At 65.5% G+C, this 16133-nt stretch carries 15 protein-coding genes; 6 read left to right on the plus strand and 9 right to left on the minus strand.

Annotated elements, in window-relative coordinates; all coding sequences use genetic code 11:
- Positions 1-74: 74 nt before the first annotated feature.
- The gene (locus OG326_RS09850; RefSeq protein WP_327144309.1) at positions 75-1247 is read left to right on the plus strand and encodes a helix-turn-helix transcriptional regulator; all 1173 of its coding nucleotides are present in this window, start codon (positions 75-77) and stop codon (positions 1245-1247) included.
- On the opposite strand, the gene OG326_RS09855 is transcribed toward OG326_RS09850, so the two are convergent.
- From OG326_RS09855 to OG326_RS09865, 3 genes are all read right to left on the minus strand, one after another.
- Positions 1244-2194, minus strand: coding sequence for an acyl-CoA desaturase (locus OG326_RS09855; protein WP_327144310.1), 951 nt, complete (start codon positions 2192-2194; stop codon positions 1244-1246). The two genes, OG326_RS09850 and OG326_RS09855, sit on opposite strands and share 4 nt — an antisense overlap.
- The gene (locus OG326_RS09860; protein ID WP_327144311.1) at positions 2191-3423 is read right to left on the minus strand and encodes a peroxidase family protein; all 1233 of its coding nucleotides are present in this window, start codon (positions 3421-3423) and stop codon (positions 2191-2193) included. The genes OG326_RS09855 and OG326_RS09860 overlap by 4 nt, the downstream gene beginning before the upstream one ends.
- Before the next feature lie 368 nt (positions 3424-3791).
- A complete protein-coding gene (locus OG326_RS09865) occupies positions 3792-5147 on the minus strand; it encodes a glutamate decarboxylase (RefSeq protein WP_327144312.1) in 1356 nt (451 codons plus the stop codon).
- A gap of 409 nt (positions 5148-5556) precedes the next feature.
- On the opposite strand from OG326_RS09865, the gene OG326_RS09870 reads away from it, so the two are divergent.
- The gene (locus OG326_RS09870; RefSeq protein ID WP_327144313.1) at positions 5557-6885 is read left to right on the plus strand and encodes an MFS transporter; all 1329 of its coding nucleotides are present in this window, start codon (positions 5557-5559) and stop codon (positions 6883-6885) included.
- Between the two features lie 3 nt (positions 6886-6888).
- On the opposite strand, the gene OG326_RS09875 is transcribed toward OG326_RS09870, so the two are convergent.
- Positions 6889-7527: a TetR family transcriptional regulator gene (locus OG326_RS09875; protein ID WP_327144315.1), complete on the minus strand. Its 639-nt coding sequence runs from the start codon at positions 7525-7527 to the stop codon at positions 6889-6891.
- Positions 7528-7720: 193 nt separating this feature from the next.
- Between OG326_RS09875 and OG326_RS09880 the strand changes: the two genes are divergently transcribed.
- The 3 genes from OG326_RS09880 to OG326_RS09890 are packed head-to-tail and all read left to right on the plus strand — an operon-like array spanning position 7721 to position 10283.
- Entirely contained in the window at positions 7721-8782 is a 1062-nt protein-coding gene (locus tag OG326_RS09880; RefSeq protein WP_327144316.1) for a ferredoxin reductase, read from the plus strand.
- Positions 8783-8795: 13 nt separating this feature from the next.
- The gene (locus OG326_RS09885) at positions 8796-9941 is read left to right on the plus strand and encodes a fatty acid desaturase family protein (RefSeq protein WP_327144317.1); all 1146 of its coding nucleotides are present in this window, start codon (positions 8796-8798) and stop codon (positions 9939-9941) included.
- On the plus strand, positions 9942-10283 hold the full coding sequence (locus OG326_RS09890; protein WP_327144318.1) for a hypothetical protein: 342 nt from the start codon (positions 9942-9944) through the stop codon (positions 10281-10283).
- Here OG326_RS09890 and OG326_RS09895 read toward each other — a convergent pair whose 3' ends face one another.
- Entirely contained in the window at positions 10284-10886 is a 603-nt protein-coding gene (locus OG326_RS09895; RefSeq protein ID WP_327144319.1) for a DUF4254 domain-containing protein, read from the minus strand. It abuts the gene before it with no gap.
- Between the two features lie 465 nt (positions 10887-11351).
- Here OG326_RS09895 and OG326_RS09900 point away from each other — a divergent pair, with 465 nt between their 5' ends.
- On the plus strand, positions 11352-11672 hold the full coding sequence (locus OG326_RS09900; RefSeq protein ID WP_327144320.1) for a hypothetical protein: 321 nt from the start codon (positions 11352-11354) through the stop codon (positions 11670-11672).
- Between the two features lie 333 nt (positions 11673-12005).
- Here OG326_RS09900 and OG326_RS09905 read toward each other — a convergent pair whose 3' ends face one another.
- Genes OG326_RS09905 through OG326_RS09920 form a run of 4 tightly spaced genes read right to left on the minus strand, consistent with a single transcriptional unit; the run spans position 12006 to position 15976 of the window.
- Positions 12006-12599: a GTP-binding protein gene (locus OG326_RS09905; protein ID WP_327144321.1), complete on the minus strand. Its 594-nt coding sequence runs from the start codon at positions 12597-12599 to the stop codon at positions 12006-12008.
- The gene (locus tag OG326_RS09910) at positions 12583-13011 is read right to left on the minus strand and encodes a DUF742 domain-containing protein (protein WP_327144322.1); all 429 of its coding nucleotides are present in this window, start codon (positions 13009-13011) and stop codon (positions 12583-12585) included. Before OG326_RS09910 ends, OG326_RS09905 begins: the two co-directional genes overlap by 17 nt.
- Entirely contained in the window at positions 13008-13436 is a 429-nt protein-coding gene (locus tag OG326_RS09915) for a roadblock/LC7 domain-containing protein (RefSeq protein ID WP_297615152.1), read from the minus strand. Before OG326_RS09915 ends, OG326_RS09910 begins: the two co-directional genes overlap by 4 nt.
- Before the next feature lie 11 nt (positions 13437-13447).
- Positions 13448-15976 (minus strand): nitrate- and nitrite sensing domain-containing protein, encoded by a 2529-nt coding sequence (locus OG326_RS09920; RefSeq protein ID WP_327144323.1) that lies wholly within the window; start codon positions 15974-15976, stop codon positions 13448-13450.
- Positions 15977-16133: the final 157 nt, after the last annotated feature.

Here is a 16133-nt window from a genome sequence, read left to right on the forward strand (position 1 = left end):
CGCAAACAGGAGCCTGCTTATGCTGGTACCCACACCACCTGGATACCGGTGCCGGATGCGCCCACTATGGATATGTGAACCCAGCAGGCATCAGTGGAGCGCTCCCGGCCGGAGAAAGTATTCCCCCGTCCGGTCCGGACTTCGCGAGCGTCCCGCAGCGCCGCGCCACCCGGGTGAGCGCCGCGCAGCCGAGCGCCGCGCAGCCGAGTGCCGCGAAGGCGAACACTCCGCGAACCAGCGCACCGGCGAATGCCGCGTGGCTGAGTGTGGCGCGAACGGATGCGGCACAGCCGGGCACCGCGCAGAGGGATGCGGGGCAGACGGATACGGCGAAGTCCGTTGGGGTGCAGGGTGATCGGGCGCGGTCGGTGCGGAAGACGCGGCGGGAGGAGTTGGCGGCGTTCTTGAAGTCGCGGCGGGCGCGGATCGGGCCGGAGGAGGTGGGGTTGCCGGTGGGGTCGCGGCGGCGGACGCCTGGGTTGCGGCGGGAAGAGGTGGCGCAGCTCGCGGGGGTCGGGGTGACCTGGTATACGTGGCTGGAGCAGGGGCGCGATATCAATGCGAGTGTGCAGGTGCTGGATGCCATTTCGCGCACGCTGTGCTTGGACGGTGCCGAGCGGGCGCATCTGTATCGGCTGGCGGATGTGCAGACCATTCCGTCGCCGCATGTGGATGGACCGGTGCCTGATGAGCTGCAGGTGATTCTGGATCATGTGGATCCGCTGCCCGCCGTGCTGCTGTCCGCGCGCTACGACGTGATCGCACACAATGCGGCGTACGCGGCGCTGTGCCCGCTCTTCACCACCAGCAGTAAGAACGTCGTTCGCATGGTGTTCCTCGCGCCGGAGTGCTGCAATCCCTACCCCGGCGATATGGAGCACAAGGCGCGCATGGTGGGTTTCCTGCGCGGCGCCTATGCCAAGAACCTGAACGATCCGCTGTGGACGGAGTTCATCGACGAATTGGTCGCTGCCAGTCCACTGTTCGCGGAGATGTGGGCGCGCAATGACGTGGCGGTCCCGCGCGGCCGCAGCAAGGTGATCCGCAATATCGTGACCGGTGATGTGGACATGGTGGTGACGAGCCTGTCACTGCCGACCATCGCGGGCGCCTGGCTGCAGATCCTGACACCTTCGGACGAGGCCGGCTGGACGCAGCTGCGCGCGCTGGTGGCCATGACTCCGGAGGAGCGGCGGCAACCCTGGCTGGCGCATTTCGCGCAGGCCCATCCTGATGTTCCCCTCTAGTCGAGGTACCGCGGGGCGATGGGCCAATGAACGTCATAGGCCCAGTCCAGGCGCTCGAATACTCGAATGAGAGTCGCTGTCGGGTCGTGTTGTCCGGGCAGCCCGCCGTGGCGGGCGCTGTTCGGATTGGCATGGTGCAGGTTGTGCCATCCTTCGCCGAAGGTCAGCAGAGCCACCCACCGCACATCCCTGGACTGGTCCGCGCCCCTGGTGGGATAGTGCTGGTCACCGAACGCATGGCAGATCGAGTTGACCGACCAGGTGATGTGATGCACCAGCGCATAGCGAACCAGCCCGGCCCAGAGGAACGCGGTGATGGCGCCGTGCCAGGTCGAGGTCGCCAGGCCACCGATCACCGCGGGCAGGAGTAGTGAACCCGCGGCAATCACCGGGTAGTAGCGGTCGATCCGCCGCAGGATCGGGTCGGCCAGCAGATCGGGAACGTAGCGTTCGCGGTCGGACCTGCTCGGCGCGGTGACGAACCAGCCGACCTGAGCGTGTATCAGGCCGCGCAGCAACGCGGTTCGACCGGTGCCGAACCGCCAGGGCGAGTGCGGGTCGCCGGGCGCGTCGGAATACCGATGGTGGCGGCGATGCTCGGCTGCCCACAGCGCGACAGGTCCCTCGAGTGCGATACCGCCCGCCACCGCGAGCGCCACCTTCAGTGGTTCGCGCGCGGTGAACGAGCGATGGGTGAAGCAGCGGTGATATCCGGCGGTGATGCCGAAGATGGCCACGGCGTACAGGCTCACACCGAGCGCGACGTCCAACCACGATGGCCCCCACCCGTATCGGAGGGCCGAAGGAACCGCGGCGACCAATACCAGCAGCGGCAGGATCACCAGGCTGATCAGGGCCACCATGCGGTGGCCCGCACCGATCGGCACGGTGTCCGCCTGCCGGGCCTCGCGCACCGATGCGCGCCGGAACCGCCGGCGGGTGCTCATCGGGGGGCGCTCCTGCCGAGCGTGACCAGATGAGTTTCCGTGTCCTCGGGTGTGTTTCGGTTGAGGATCTGCGAAAACGAGTGTGTCGACTCGATAATGCGCATGCCCTCCGGCGAGAAAGTGTCCGGGGTGAACAGCCTGGGCGACAGCAGTGGGTGGTTCAGCAACTCGGAGAAGGCCGCAACGACGAACATCCGCCCCATGAGGCGGCCCCACAATGCGCCGGTAGCGGGTTCCTCGGCAGCCTGACCCACGTAATAGTCGATATCATCGATCCCGCGATAGCGTTCCCGCAGACCGGAGATGACCGCCTGGTTGCTGGATATCTGCCTCCAGTCCGTCACCCGCTGCAATCCGGCGAACTCGCGATAGTCGTTGTAGGAAGCCATTTTCAGGGCTCGCCCCATCACGATGGTCGACTCCTCGATCGGCAGCAGCGACTCGTCCGTATTGAGCAATCCCAGCCGGCCTGCCGCTTGCGTGGACAGGTCCTGGAAGAGTGGGCCGAGACCGCGGGCCTCGACGAGTTTCCCGTTGGCCAGCGTATCGGCCAAGGGCACGGTGGCGCCGTCTATGACGTATTCGGACGGGATCATGCTGTGCCAGCGATAGGACATGCTGTATTCGATGGTTACCCAGTTCGGTTGAATCCAGGGTCCGCGGTAGGTGCGCTTGGGATCGAGCGAGAACCGGAAGTGAAACGGCGTGAGATGGTTGACGTAGTCTTCCAGCGCCACTCGGGTCAGCAGCACGATCATCACGTTGCGAGTGGTCTGGAAAATGCGCTCGTCATCCCAGCCCTGGTGTGCGGCGGCGATGATTCCGGCGATGCGGTTGTGTTCGCGCACGAAGAGGGTGGAAAACATTTGAGTGCCGATGGTGGAGTTGGAGCCGTCGCCGCCCAGCGCGTACAGGGAATCGCGTTTCTCGAGCGGAATACGCTCGAATCTAACGGGTTCCACGCACGCGAACTCAGCTTTGATCTGTCCGGCCTCGCACAGTAGCGGCGGGAATTCGGCGGCGCCGACCCATCGACTTTTCAGCCGTCCGCCCTCGAAGGCGCGCAGGGCATTACTGATCTCCTCGGTGTGCCCATAGAGCGGTCTAGCGTCCACTATGTGTGTCGAATCGATGCGAGCGGGATCGGGATCGTTTCCGCGGTGCAGGAATCCGTCGGTGAACCACTGCGACCACGCGGGGAGTAAAGCGCTCGATCGTTCGGCAGCCACGGTCGCACCCGTTCGCCGGAACAGTTCGGCAGCCTCGGCGGGCGTCGGTAAGCCCGGGCGTAATTCGTCGACCGGTGGCAATTGCCGTCCGATGTAGGTCCGATCGGTCAGAGACGGCCAGCTGGTGTAAGAGTCTCGGGCACTCAATGGTTCGGGACGCGTCGGCAAGTTCCGCATCGCAATGTGCGTCAGCTGACTGTTCAGCTGACACTGAACCGGGGTAATGCGATTCACCGCGGCCCAGAACGGACCATAATGCGACAATACGTGCGCGGCGAGCCGCGCGGGCCGGCCGTCGCGAGACACGTCACGCCCGGACGTGGTAGCACTGCACATGGGACACCCCTCGAAACGTAACTGGTGTGGTTTTATCGCTGCTGTGCGGTTTCGAGGAATGCCACCTCGCGCCGTATGTCCGTCAGGAGCATTTCGGCGACGGCTTTGCTGAAACCATTGCGAATGACGAATCTGGCCACCGAGATATGTTCCAGATTGGGTGGCAATGTGTAGGTGGGCGCCTGCCAGCCACGCAGTCTCAACCGATCGGACAGGTCTTGGACGGTGAATATCTGCTCGCGGCCGGGGTCCACCCGCACGGTGAGGATGGGCAGGTGCTCACCACCCGAGATCACCTGTAGGCCATCGATCTCCGCCACCTGTTCGGCGAGGTAGCGCGTGACATCGACGGACGCCTGCTGGACCGCTCGGTACCCGCCGAAACCCAGGCGCAGGAAGTTGTAGTACTGAGCGATGACCGGCGCCCCGGACCGGGAGAAGCTCAGTGTGAACGTTTCTATGTCACCGCCGAGCAGGTCGCAATTCATCACGAGATCCTTGGGCAGCGCGGAGGGTTCCTGCCATACGACCCAGCCGACTCCGGGGAAGACCAGGCCGAACTTGTGCCCGGAGGTATTGATCGACTGGACTCGGGGTAAACGGAAGTCCCACACCAGATCCGGCTCCAAGAAGGGCGTGATGAATCCGCCGATCGCGGCATCCACATGCAAGGGGATGTCGATTCCCGTTCGCTCCTGCAGTGCATCCAGCTCCGCCGACATCTGCGCGATCGGATCGAGCTTGCCGACCTGTGTCGACCCGAGCACGCCGATCACACCGATGGTGTTCTCGTCGCAGAACTCTCGTAACCGTGCAGCGTCGAGCGTGTAATTCTCCTCTTCGATCGGCATCCAACGAGGTTCGACATCCCAGTAGCGGCAGAATTTCGGCCAGCAGGTGTGAACCGCCGTGGGCAGCACCAGGTTCGGCCGATCGACCGAACGGCCCAGCGCGCGCCGGCGTTCGCGCCACTGGAATTTCATGGCCAGCCCACCCAGCATCGCGGCCTCACTGGAACCGCTGGTCGAACATCCCACGCTGATGCCATCGGGGTCACGCCACAGGTTGTCGAGGATATTGACGCAACGCGCCTCCATTTCGGCGGTCTGCGGGTACTGGTCGTGGTCGACAATATTTCGATCCAGGGTCTCCGCAATGAGTTCGCGGGCTTGCGGTTCCATCCACGTCGTGCAGAAAGTCGCCATATTGAGACGGGCGTTGCCATCCAATATGAGTTCGTCACGGATCAGTGCCGCGGCGGCTTCGGGCGACATCGGGTTATCGGGGATTGTGAATTTCGGTACCCCGCCGTCCGGAACCAGGCCGCTATACAGGGGGTTGATTTCGACCGATTCGCTCCACCGGTCCGACTGCACATGGGTAAGCATCGTTCACGCACCTTCTCAGCGCGCTCAGGGCAGAAGAAACAGCGCACTGATTTTGGGGGATAAGAGCCTTCGAGATGGCAAGGCGCTGCCGGCTACCCGTTCCATTGCTAGGGAGTATTCGCTTTCACCGACCTCTGCACATTGTGGATGCACGGCGCGGCAAGCTCTCAGGGTCCTGGAAACATCAGGGACATAAGAATATTGGGTTTGATGGCTATATCGGGGCAATCGCTCCTGTAGCAAGGTTAGCAGTCGGTGTGTTAGTGCTGCAATAGAACGGCCGAGACGGAGTGCATCGCCGAATTGGTCGCTGCCAGTCCACTGTTCGCCGTGGCCGGAGATCGTGTTCGGCCCGCCGAGTGATCGTGTTCGGCCCGCCGGCCGCCCGCAGGTCGCCTAGGCTGCGGGCATGGCTGAGGTTTCCGGGCGGGAGACGATCGGATCGGCGGCCGCCCGCGGGCCGGTGGTGGCCTGGGGCCTGTGGGATTGGGCGGGGTCCGCCTTCAATGCCGTGATCCTCACCTTCGTATTCTCGGTGTATCTCACCGACAAGGTGGGAAAGGATCTGCCCGGCGGTATTTCGTCGAGCGCGTGGCTGGGCTGGGCGCTGGGCCTGGCCGGGCTGGTGGTGGCCGTGACGGCCCCGGTGAGCGGCCAGTGGTTCGATGCGACCGCCAAACGCAAACTGTCCCTGGGTGTCCTGACCGCGATCACGGTCGTGCTCATGGCCGCGATGTTCTTCGTGCACGAGAACTACCGCTATCTGTGGCTGGGCCTGGTGCTGCTGGGCATCGGATCGGCGATCTTCGAACTGGCGCATGTGCCCTACAACGCCATGCTGCGGCAGGTGTCCACCCCCGCGAATGTCGGCCGCATCTCCGGATTCGGCTGGGCCATGGGCTATTTCGGCGGCATCGTGCTGCTGCTGATCGTCTACTTCGGCTTCATCTCCGGGAAGGGCGACTATCGCGGACTGCTCGGCGTACCCGTCGACGACGGGCTGAACATCCGCCTGGTGGCACTGGTGGCCGCCGTCTGGTTCGCGGCGTTCGCCATTCCGCTGTTCCTCTTCGTTCCCGAATTACCGCGCACCGCCGCCGATCCCGGTGCGGCGACACACCGGATCACCGATGCCTACCGGGTGCTGTGGCGCGATGTGCGCGAACTCTGGCACGTCGATCGCCGCGCCGTCGGATTCCTGTTCGCCAGCGCCATCTTCCGGGACGGCCTGGCGGGCGTGTTCACCTTCGGCGCGGTACTGGCGGTCCGGGTCTACGGCATTGCCGACTCCGATGTGCTGCTGTTCGGCGTCGCCGCGAATGTTGTTGCGGCACTGGGCGCTATCACCGCCGGCCGCTTCGATGACCGCATCGGCCCGAAACCGGTGATCGTGCTGTCCCTGGCCGCCATGATCGTCTGCGGCCTGATCCTGCTGGTGGTCTCCGGCCCGGTGATGTTCTGGATCTTCGGCCTGCTGCTCACCGTCTTCGTCGGCCCGGCGCAATCCTCCGCCCGCACCTTCCTGGTGCGGCTCGCTCCGCCCGGTCGCGAGGGCCAGATGTTCGGCCTCTACGCCACCACGGGCCGCGCCGTATCTTTCCTGGCGCCGATACTTTTCGGGTTCTTCGTCTGGTCGTTCGATTCCGAGCGCGCGGGCATCATCGGCATCGTGCTGGTGCTGGCGCTCGGACTTGCCGCCCTGGTCCCGGTGCGCGCGGACGATCTGGGTGGCCGCTGATTCTCAGCGCGGCGCCATCGCATCCGGATCCCAGGCGCCCATGCCGAGTGAGATGAGCCGCACGTGCAGGACCACGCGGTCGACAATGCGCGGGCGATCGCGGGGTTCGGCCACGACATAGTCCGCGATGCGATCGGCGACCGTGGCCACAATGAGGTCGGCGGCGAACTCGAGATCGTCGGGCGACCAGTGGTCGAGGGTGCGTATGCGGGACAGATCCACGACGAGTTCCCGGACGATGAGTTGCATTTCCACGGCGATCGCGCCACGGAGTGCCGCGGATCCACCGTGCCGTTCCCGAATGAGGAAGCCCCATAGATCGCGTTTGCCGTCGACCTGTTCGAAAACGAACCGGACGCTGTCGGCCAGGCGGGCGTCGGGGGTCCGGCGCACTTCGCGCAGGGCCAGTCGCAATTGCCGCACGCCCTCCTCGACCAGCGAGGTGCCGAGTTCGTCGAGGGAGGTGAAGTGCCGGTAGAAGGCGGTCGGCACAATGCCGGCCGAGCGTGCGATCTCGCGCAGGCTCAGGGCGGCGAAGCCGCGGTCGGCGGCCAGGGCGAGGGTGCCGTCCAGTAGTGCTGCGCGGGTGCGCTCCTTGCGTTCACCCCTGGTTGCTGCCTGCTCGCTCACGTCGATGAGCATACATTCGTTCACATTCGTTCCATTCGCGAGATGTCGTGTGGGTCACACGAACTGCCGGTTGAACTGGATGGCCTCCACCCGGCACACTAGTTGAGTGTACAGATGTGCACCGAAATTAGTGCCCATCGGAGAGCACGGTGCTCATCGCAAGCGACAGTCGCCCACAGCCCGGGCGACGTAACAGGAGGCCCGCATGGTTGGACTCATCGACCTCGTGGAAAGGCTGACCACTCCGCACCCGCTGGACCGCTACCTGGAACTGGTCCGGCCCACGCTCACCCTGCGCCAGATGCGCGCCGAGATCACCCACGTGCGACGCAGCGCCGTGGGCTCGGTGACGCTCACGCTGCGGCCGACCCGGCAGTGGACCGGGCATCTGGCCGGGCAGTACGTGCAGATCGGCGTCGTCATCGACGGTGTGCGCCATACCCGCTGCTATTCGCCGGTGAATACGCAGACCCGCCGCGATCGGCACATCGAACTCACCATCAAGGCGCATCCGCACGGCCTGGTGTCGAACTATCTGCACGAGAACGCGATTCCCGGCATGGTGGTGGACCTGGCGCCGGCCGCCGGCGTCTTTCATCTGCCCGAGCAGCGGCCCGACCGGATCGTGCTGATCACCGGTGGCAGCGGTATCACCCCGGCGCTGTCCATGCTGCGCACCCTCGCCACCGAGGGGTACCAGGGCCGGGTGCTGTTCCTGCACTACAACCGTTCACCGGAATGGGTGCCGCACCGCGCCGAACTGCAGGCGCTGGCGCTGGCGCACACCAACTTCCGTGTGGAGATGCTCTACCCGGAGCTGGGACAGGATCCGAACTTCAGCTACGACGAGCTGGAGCGGCTCGCCCCGTGGTTCGCCGCGGCGCAGACCTACCTGTGCGGTCCGCCCGGACTCATGAAGGCGGTGCGCACCGTCTACGAGGCCGAGCAGCTCAGCGATCGGCTGCACCTGGAGGAGTTCGTCCTCACCGTCGCACCGGCCGATCCGGCCACGGCGGAAGGCTCGGTGACCTTCTCCGGCAGTGACATCACTACCGAGAACACCGGCGCCAGCCTGCTCGAGCAGGCCGAATCCGCCGGTCTCACACCGGCATACGGCTGCCGGATGGGGATCTGCTTCACCTGCACCGCGGTCAAGCGCAGCGGCTGCACCCGCAATCTGCGCACCGGAGAGGTCGACGCCGACCCCGATCAGCCCATTCAACTCTGCATCAACGCCCCCGTCGGGGACGTCGACATCGCTATCTGAAGGAGGGATCGTCATGGCGATTCTCACCGAAACACCCGCGGGCCCCGTGGTTCTCAGTGCCGAGCAGGTCGAGGAGATCGGCCGCGAGCTCGACGCGCTGCGTGCCCGCGTCGTCGAAGATCTGGGCGAGCGCGACCGCGAATACATCTACTCGATCATCAAGGCGCAGCGTGGTTTCGAGGTCGCGGGCCGCGGCCTGATGTACCTCGGCTTCCTGCCGCCGTTCTGGCTGGCGGGCGTGGCCTCGCTGACCGTGTCGAAGATTCTCGACAATATGGAGATCGGCCACAATGTCATGCACGGCCAGTACGACTGGATGCGTGAGCCCGGCCTGAACTCCCGCGAGTTCGAGTGGGACACGGTCTGCCCGGCCGATCAGTGGCGGCACTCGCACAACTACATGCACCACACCTTCACCAATATCCATGGCAAAGACCGTGATATCGGCTACGGCATCCTGCGCGTGGACGAGGCCCAGGCCTGGAATCCGCTGCGGCTGGGCAATCCGCTCTACGCGTTCTTCCTGATGGTGGCCTTCGAGTGGGGTGTGATGGGCCACGACCTCGAGGTGGAGAACATCGTCCGCGGCAAGCGCTCGTGGTCGGATATCAAGTCGCTGGTCAAGGGGCAGGTCCGCAAGGCCGGCAAGCAGGTGCTCAAGGACTATGTGATCTTCCCCGCGCTGACCGGTCCGCTGTTCCTGTCCACGCTGGCGGGGAACTTCACCGCCAATATCGCGCGCAATCTGTGGACCTTCTCCATCATCTTCTGCGGTCACTTCCCCTCGGGCGTACAGACGTTCACCGAGGAGGAGACGGCGGAGGAGACCCAGGGCGAGTGGTACGTGCGCCAGATGCTGGGCTCGGCCAATATCGAGGGCGGCCGGACCTTCCACATCATGTCGGGCAATCTCTCGCATCAGATCGAGCACCACCTGTTCCCGGATCTGCCGGCCAACCGGTATCCGGAGATCGCCCCCGAGGTGAAGGCGCTGGCCGAGAAGCACGGCCTGCCGTACAACACGGGCAGCTTCAGCCAGCAGATCGGTTCGGTCTGGGCGAAGCTGTTCAAGCTGGCACTGCCTCCGGCGCTCGTGAAATCGCAGCCGACCGGTGTTATTGTGATGCGCCGGGGGACGGCTAGCGAAGTGGGCGTGTGAATGATCGGGAAATTCGAAAGCAATAAGGATCTGATCCAGGAATTGACGGCGACCGGGGCACGGCACGTCGGCAATATCGCAACGATCATTACCGGAACCGTCGCGGAAGTGACCCGGGAGATCGGCGAATGGGTCACCGACGCCATCGAGATGCGGGAGGCTGCGGTCGCCGCCCAGCGCGATGCCGCCGCCCAGCGCGCCGCTGCCGCCGACTCCGACTACGACCAGGACTTCGACGACGAAGACCTCGAACCCGTTGTCGCACACGATGATTCCTCGAAGCCGACGGTAACTGCCGCCGAGCCCGAGTTCATCGACGCCGAGGTCGTAGACCCCCGCTGATTACCAGACGGGCAACCGTCTGCGGTGCTGTGCCACGTCCGTGATCAGATCCTTGTAGCCGTCGGCGAGTTCAGCGAGGCGATACCACTGCAGGTGCGCCTCGCTGTCCGCGCGTCGCGGCGTCTCACGCAGTCCATTGCGCCGTCGTCGTCCGTCGGCGCTTTTGGCGCGCGGCGCCTCCGGTGCCGCTGTTCCCAATGCCTGTTGTGCCGCAACCCATTTCGCGGCCATGCGGTCGATCACCGCGCCGAGCGTCTCGGTGTGCAGCGAGGCTCCGGCCCGATGCGGAATATTGACTGCCACCCAGTCGTCGATGCGCGCCACCAATTCTGTTCGCCGCTCGTCGATTTCCTCCACCAGCCGGCTGCACTCGGCCACCCGTCGTGGGGTGGCTTCGGCGGTGTGCGCCTCCGTATGCGCGCGGTGCCGTCGCTCATGGCATTGCACCAGGTCATGGGCCGCTTCGAGGATTTCGCGGTCGCGGCGGAGGGGGTCGGCGGGGTCGGTGAGGAGGTCGGTGACGGGTTCCCGGAAGGCGCGCAGCAGCAGTGTCGGCGATGGTAGCTCGGCTCCGAATCCCGTTCCGGTGTAATCGGTTGCCATGTTTCCGCCCTTAGCCATTGCAGTTCTGGATGCGCCAGGGCCGAGGGGGTTTCGGGGGAGGGGCTCCCCTCGGCTCCGGCGCAGACCCACACTCCTGGACGCACAGCCCACCACGAACGGCACGGTGAAGAAACCGGGAAATTCGCGACGATGCGATGGGGAGACTGTCCGCACAATGTGGGACATATTCAGGAAAGCGCGATAGTCGAAGGGGCGCAACCATTCGGCGCGTTCTCAGGGAAGCTGCCGGAGAATCGTTATACAGCATTACGGCACGGTCACACGGGTGCTGCGTTTGGTGGCAGATCGACACCTCCCGGCCGGCTCGCGGGGGACAGGCTGGTCGGTCGCTTCCAGTCGGCCGGCGCGCAGCGGCGCGCTGAGCCCTTTACTGAGGCTTATGAATAGCTATCGGCGCGGCGTGCCGGGAGCCCTGCGCGTCGCGGTCGATTAGCCTGGGTATTTGTGCCCGCCTACGCATCGTCTCCCGAGCTGCGCTTCGGTTTCATGTTCGCGCTGGAAGACCCGGAGCGAATCGCCGAAGTCGTGCGGACCCTCATTGTTCGCCGGCGGGTGTCGGTGTTCCGGCTGGCGCACCTTTCCGGCGATGACGGTCCCCCGCAGCGCTATGTCGTCAACTGGGCTGCGGTACCGCAGATTTCGGTCACAACCGCCGCTCCGGCTCCCGAAGAGCTTCGTGCGAGTGGAACGATGCTGGTCAACGCGTTCCTGGCAGAAGACGGTGAAGTGAGCCTGTACGCCGCGGACGGCCACGAGCCTCTTTAGTGTGACGGTGGTTACACACTAACTTAGCAACCTCTCAGCTACCGACCAGGTCGCTGTAAGGCTGGCCCTGCACTGTAGGTCACGTCGCCGACCGGAAATCCCGATCGACGACATACCTACAGAGAGGTTGAAAAATGATTCCGGTCATCATCGATACTGGTAGTGCGGCTCTCAACGGTCTGTTCAGCACCGGCAGCGCGGCGCTCGGCGGTATTCTCAACACCCTCTTCACCGGCTCCTTCGGCCGCTAAATCTCATCGCGCGAACGGATTTCGCGTGAGAAACCCCGGGTGCTTCGGCACCCGGGGTTGCTTGTGTCAGCGGCTCAGGGTGTCAGCGGCTGAGGGCTGGGGCGCGCCGGGCCCGCAGGATCTGTTCCAGCAGTGCTACCAGTAGATTCTTGACCGAGTCCCGGTCCCGCGCATCACAATCGAGCAGGATGACGGCCGGATCGATATCCAGGGCCTCGCGCACCTCGTCGAGGTCGAAGTTCGGCGCGGCGTCGAAACGGTTCACCCCCACCACGAATGGGGTGCGGCGCCGTTCGAAGTATTCGAGGACGGGGTAGCAGTCCTCGACCCGATCGGTATCGACCAGGATGATGCCGCCCAGCGCACCGTCCAGCAGGTCGTCCCAGAGGAATTCGAAGCGCTCCTGGCCGGGTGTGCCGAACAGATAGAGCACCAGGTTCGAGTCCAGGGTGATGCGGCCGAAGTCCAGCGCCACCGTGGTGGTGGTCTTCCCGGTATTGCGCCCCGGGGTGTCCACACCCCGCGAGACCTCGGTCATGGCCGCTTCGGTTGCCAGCGGCTCGATTTCGGAGATGGCGCCGATGAGGGTGGTCTTGCCGACGCCGAAACCGCCGCTGATCACGATCTTCACCGAGGACGCGAGCGGCGCGGCCGGAACTTCAGAGTGCCCGAACAAGGTCCCGGATCCTTTCGATCGCGGAGATGGACAATTCATCGGACTGGTTCACCGCGACATGGCCGGCGGCGATCAGATCGCTGACCAGCACCCGGGCCACGCCGATCGGGATGCGCAGTGCCGCACCGATTTCGGCAATGGAGTGCGGGCGCTGACACAGTCGCACCACCCGCTCCAGTTCGAAGTGCAGCGGTGCGGAGAGGGCGGCGGGGGAGGCGCGGACGAGGGTCTCGATCCGGAGTCCGTCGACCAGTGGCGTGGTGCGCCCGGCAGTCATCATGAAGGGACGCACCACCTGTGAGTCGGCTTCGTCCTCGGCCGTGACCGTGGTGGGTGGCGTGGCTCCGGACCAGCCTTCCGGCTGGTTGACGGCGATCATTCGCGGATCCGGTAGCCGGTGCGAATCATTCATCGGCCCAACGACTCCCGCAGTTCGGTGATGAGCGCGGGGGTGAGCAGCGCGCCGGCGCGCTCGGCCAGCACGGCCATCTGATAGCCGACCAGGCCCACATCGGCATTGTTATCGGCGATCACGCCGACACAGCTGCCATTGGTCATGGCCGAGACGAGCAGGAAGCCGCGTCCCATCTCGATCATGATGAGCCGGAGTCCGTCGAAAGCATAACTGCGGGAGGCGCTTCGGCCGAGACTGGTCAGCCCGGACACGATTGCCGCGAGCCGGTCGCCGCCGGCCCGGTCCAGTCCCGCGGACATGGCCATCAGCAACCCGTCGGAGGAGACCGCGACGGCATCGCGCACGCCGTCGGTGGTGCGCACGAAATCGGCGAGCAGCCAATTGAACGTGTGCGGATCGGTGTCGGTGTAGTGAGTCGTCACCTGTGGTTCTCCTAGGGATTAGAGCCGGGCCGGGGTGGGGCGCCGATTTCACCACGCTGGTGCCCGGCCCGGAAGCCGGACAACATGCTGCGCACCTGTTCCGGTGAGCGGTCGGCGTGCGGAGCGGTCACCGGGGCGGTCGGGGCGGGCTGGGCGCCACCCGGCGTGGCGCCCGAATTCTCGCGAGTTTTCCTGCTGCGCTTGACGAGACCGTTTCGTGTGCGTTGCACCTCTGGGACAGATCCTGTAACAGCCGCCTCCGGTTCCGGCGTGAACGGCTCCTGCGGTTGCTGTCGCACCGGGGCGTCGGCGGACTCGCGCAGCGGTACGAGCCGGACGGTATTGCTTTCCACGGGAGCTCCGTTGGGGTATCCGCGTCCCGGACCGGTCGCCGAGAACGCGATGTGCGAGGCAATCCCGGAATCCGTTACCGGGCCGAATTCCCCTGTACCGAAAGCGAGTTCATGATCGGGCACGGGGCCCTGCGGCGCCGCGGGCAGTGGCCGATGCCGGCCGGCGCCCGGTTCGGCGATCGCGCCGGACACCGGAAGCTGTACCGTCGCCGCGTGTTTGGGCTCGGCGGCAGGCAGCTCCGGGAGTACGGGCTGCGGCTGGTCGCCGAGCAGCGCTTCGGGCAGGAACAGCCGGGCCACCACACCGCTGACCGGGGAGACGGTGAGTTCCACCTCGATGCCCAGCCGCTGCGCCAGCCGGCCCACCACGAAGTGCCCGAGGAATCGGGTGGGGGCGACCAGGAAGTCGGCCTCACCGCGCAGGCGGGCATTGGCGATCGCCAGCTGGTCCGGCGGCATGCCCACGCCGTGGTCGACAATGGCGATGAGGTAGCGCGACCCGAGCCGGCGGCCGTAGATCTCGATCTCGAGATCCGGTGGGGAGAAGGCCAATCCGTTCTCGATGAGTTCGGCGAGCATATGCGCGAGCTCGCTCACCGCCGCGCCCGCGATGGCGGCATCGTCCACCCGGCGCAGTACCACCCGCCGGTAGTCGTCCACCTCGGACAGGCCGGCGCGGATCACATCGCTGAGCGGAATGGACTGCGCCCAGCGCCGCGGGCTCGACTCGCCGACCAGCACCAGCAGGCTTTCGGCATTGCGTCGCATACGGGTGGCCAGGTGATCGAGCTCGAAAAGATTGGACAGGGCGTTGGGGTCCAGCTCCTCCCGCTCGAACTCGCTGATCAGCCCGAGCTGACGGCGCACCAGGTTCTGATTGCGCCGGGCCAGGTTGGCCAGCGATTCGGTGGTGTTGCGCCGCAATCGCGCCTGGGCCGAGGCGAGTTCGAAGGCGGTGGCCTGCACGCGGTCCAGTGCCGTTGCCACCGAGACGATTTCGGTGCCCGCGCGCTCGTCGGCGCGCACCGGCTCGGGCGGATCCGGGTCCGTGGTCGAACTATCGCTCCAGGCGGCGATGAGCTGCGGCAGGCGCTGGGTGGCGACCGCATCGGCCTCCTCGGCCAGCTGCGCGAGCGGTCGCACAATGGCGCGCACGGTGGCCACCACCAGGGAGACCATCGCGGCGATCGCCAGCAGTGCGGCGACCGCGTAGGCGGCGAGGACCAGCGTGGCCTCGCGCCGCAGTTCCGCTGCGCGAGCATGGATATCGCTGCCGACGGAGCGCTGCACCACGCGCTGGGCATCGATGACGGAGGTCATCTGCCGCCACCAATCCGGCGCACTGACCGGTTCCTGCAGCAGCCCGCGCTCGGAGCCGATGGCCACCGATTCGGCCCCGGCAGCCTGCACCGCATCGTCGGAACGCATGACGGCGTCCAGCTGTGCCTGCTGTCCCGAGGTGGCATCGCGCTGGAAAGCCGATATGGCGGCAAGCTTCCCGGCGCGAATATTCAGGAACTGAACGTACTCACCGGCCCCGAACTCACCTGCGGTGAAGACGCCATTGAGGAATCCGCGCTCCTGAGCGGTGAACTCCTTGACGTCGCCGAGTGCGTACAGCGTCTGCAGGCCGCGCCACAGGGCGGAGTCCTGCGCGTTCGCGAGTCCGGGTCGTGCCTGGTTCAGCGCGAGAATCGCATTGGTATAGAAGTTGAACGAGGTCGGCCGGTCGATATGCCGGGCATCCACACCGGCCCGATTGGCGCTCACGCCCGAGAATTGCGCGAGGGCGGAATGCACCTGATCGGAGCCGGGCGCGCCCTTGTCCAGCACGTTATTGAGCGCCTGGAGTGCCGCGTCCACGGCGGTGCGCTCGGCATTGACCGCATTGCGGGCCGACGCGTCGCCGCCGAGCAGACCATTGGTGAGGCCGCGTTCGCGCTGCACCTCGTGCACCAGATCCTGCACTCCCAGTGCGAGATCCACGGCATTGGTGGTGGCGCCGGTATCGCGATAGCGCCCGATCTCACCGGCGATGATCACCGTCAGCAGTGCCAGCACCAGCGCCACCGAGACGATCAGGATCCGGCGCAGTCGCGCTCGAATGGTGCGCGGCCGGGCGAATTCGAGTGCCGGCGCGAGACTTACGCTACCGCGCGACAGCAGACGTGCGGGACGCAAATTCACACTCACTCCTGAGATTCGGCCACCGTGCCGACCCATACGGAGCACACGGACAATAAAGAGCAACGTGGCACAGACCGGCAGTCGCCGCAATTCGAGAACGAGGCGATGTGGTGCGTGGAACTCCACCGGGTTTGCGCTATTGCAAATGTCCTCACAA

Source organism: Nocardia sp. NBC_01327 (genome assembly GCF_035958815.1).
In the GTDB taxonomy this organism is placed as follows: Bacteria; Actinomycetota; Actinomycetes; order Mycobacteriales; family Mycobacteriaceae; genus Nocardia.

Bases quoted from the DNA above. Each gene is read 5' to 3' on its own strand.
- OG326_RS09855 (WP_327144310.1), bottom strand. From the start codon at position 2,194: ATGAGCACCCGCCGGCGGTTCCGGCGCGCATCGGTGCGCGAGGCCCGG.
- OG326_RS09880 (WP_327144316.1), top strand. From the start codon at position 7,721: ATGGTTGGACTCATCGACCTCGTGGAAAGGCTGACCACTCCGCACCCG.
- OG326_RS09890 (WP_327144318.1), top strand. From the start codon at position 9,942: ATGATCGGGAAATTCGAAAGCAATAAGGATCTGATCCAGGAATTGACG.
- OG326_RS09895 (WP_327144319.1), bottom strand. From the start codon at position 10,886: ATGGCAACCGATTACACCGGAACGGGATTCGGAGCCGAGCTACCATCG.
- OG326_RS09870 (WP_327144313.1), top strand. From the start codon at position 5,557: ATGGCTGAGGTTTCCGGGCGGGAGACGATCGGATCGGCGGCCGCCCGC.
- OG326_RS09910 (WP_327144322.1), bottom strand. From the start codon at position 13,011: ATGAATGATTCGCACCGGCTACCGGATCCGCGAATGATCGCCGTCAAC.
- OG326_RS09885 (WP_327144317.1), top strand. From the start codon at position 8,796: ATGGCGATTCTCACCGAAACACCCGCGGGCCCCGTGGTTCTCAGTGCC.
- OG326_RS09865 (WP_327144312.1), bottom strand. From the start codon at position 5,147: ATGCTTACCCATGTGCAGTCGGACCGGTGGAGCGAATCGGTCGAAATC.
- OG326_RS09875 (WP_327144315.1), bottom strand. From the start codon at position 7,527: ATGCTCATCGACGTGAGCGAGCAGGCAGCAACCAGGGGTGAACGCAAG.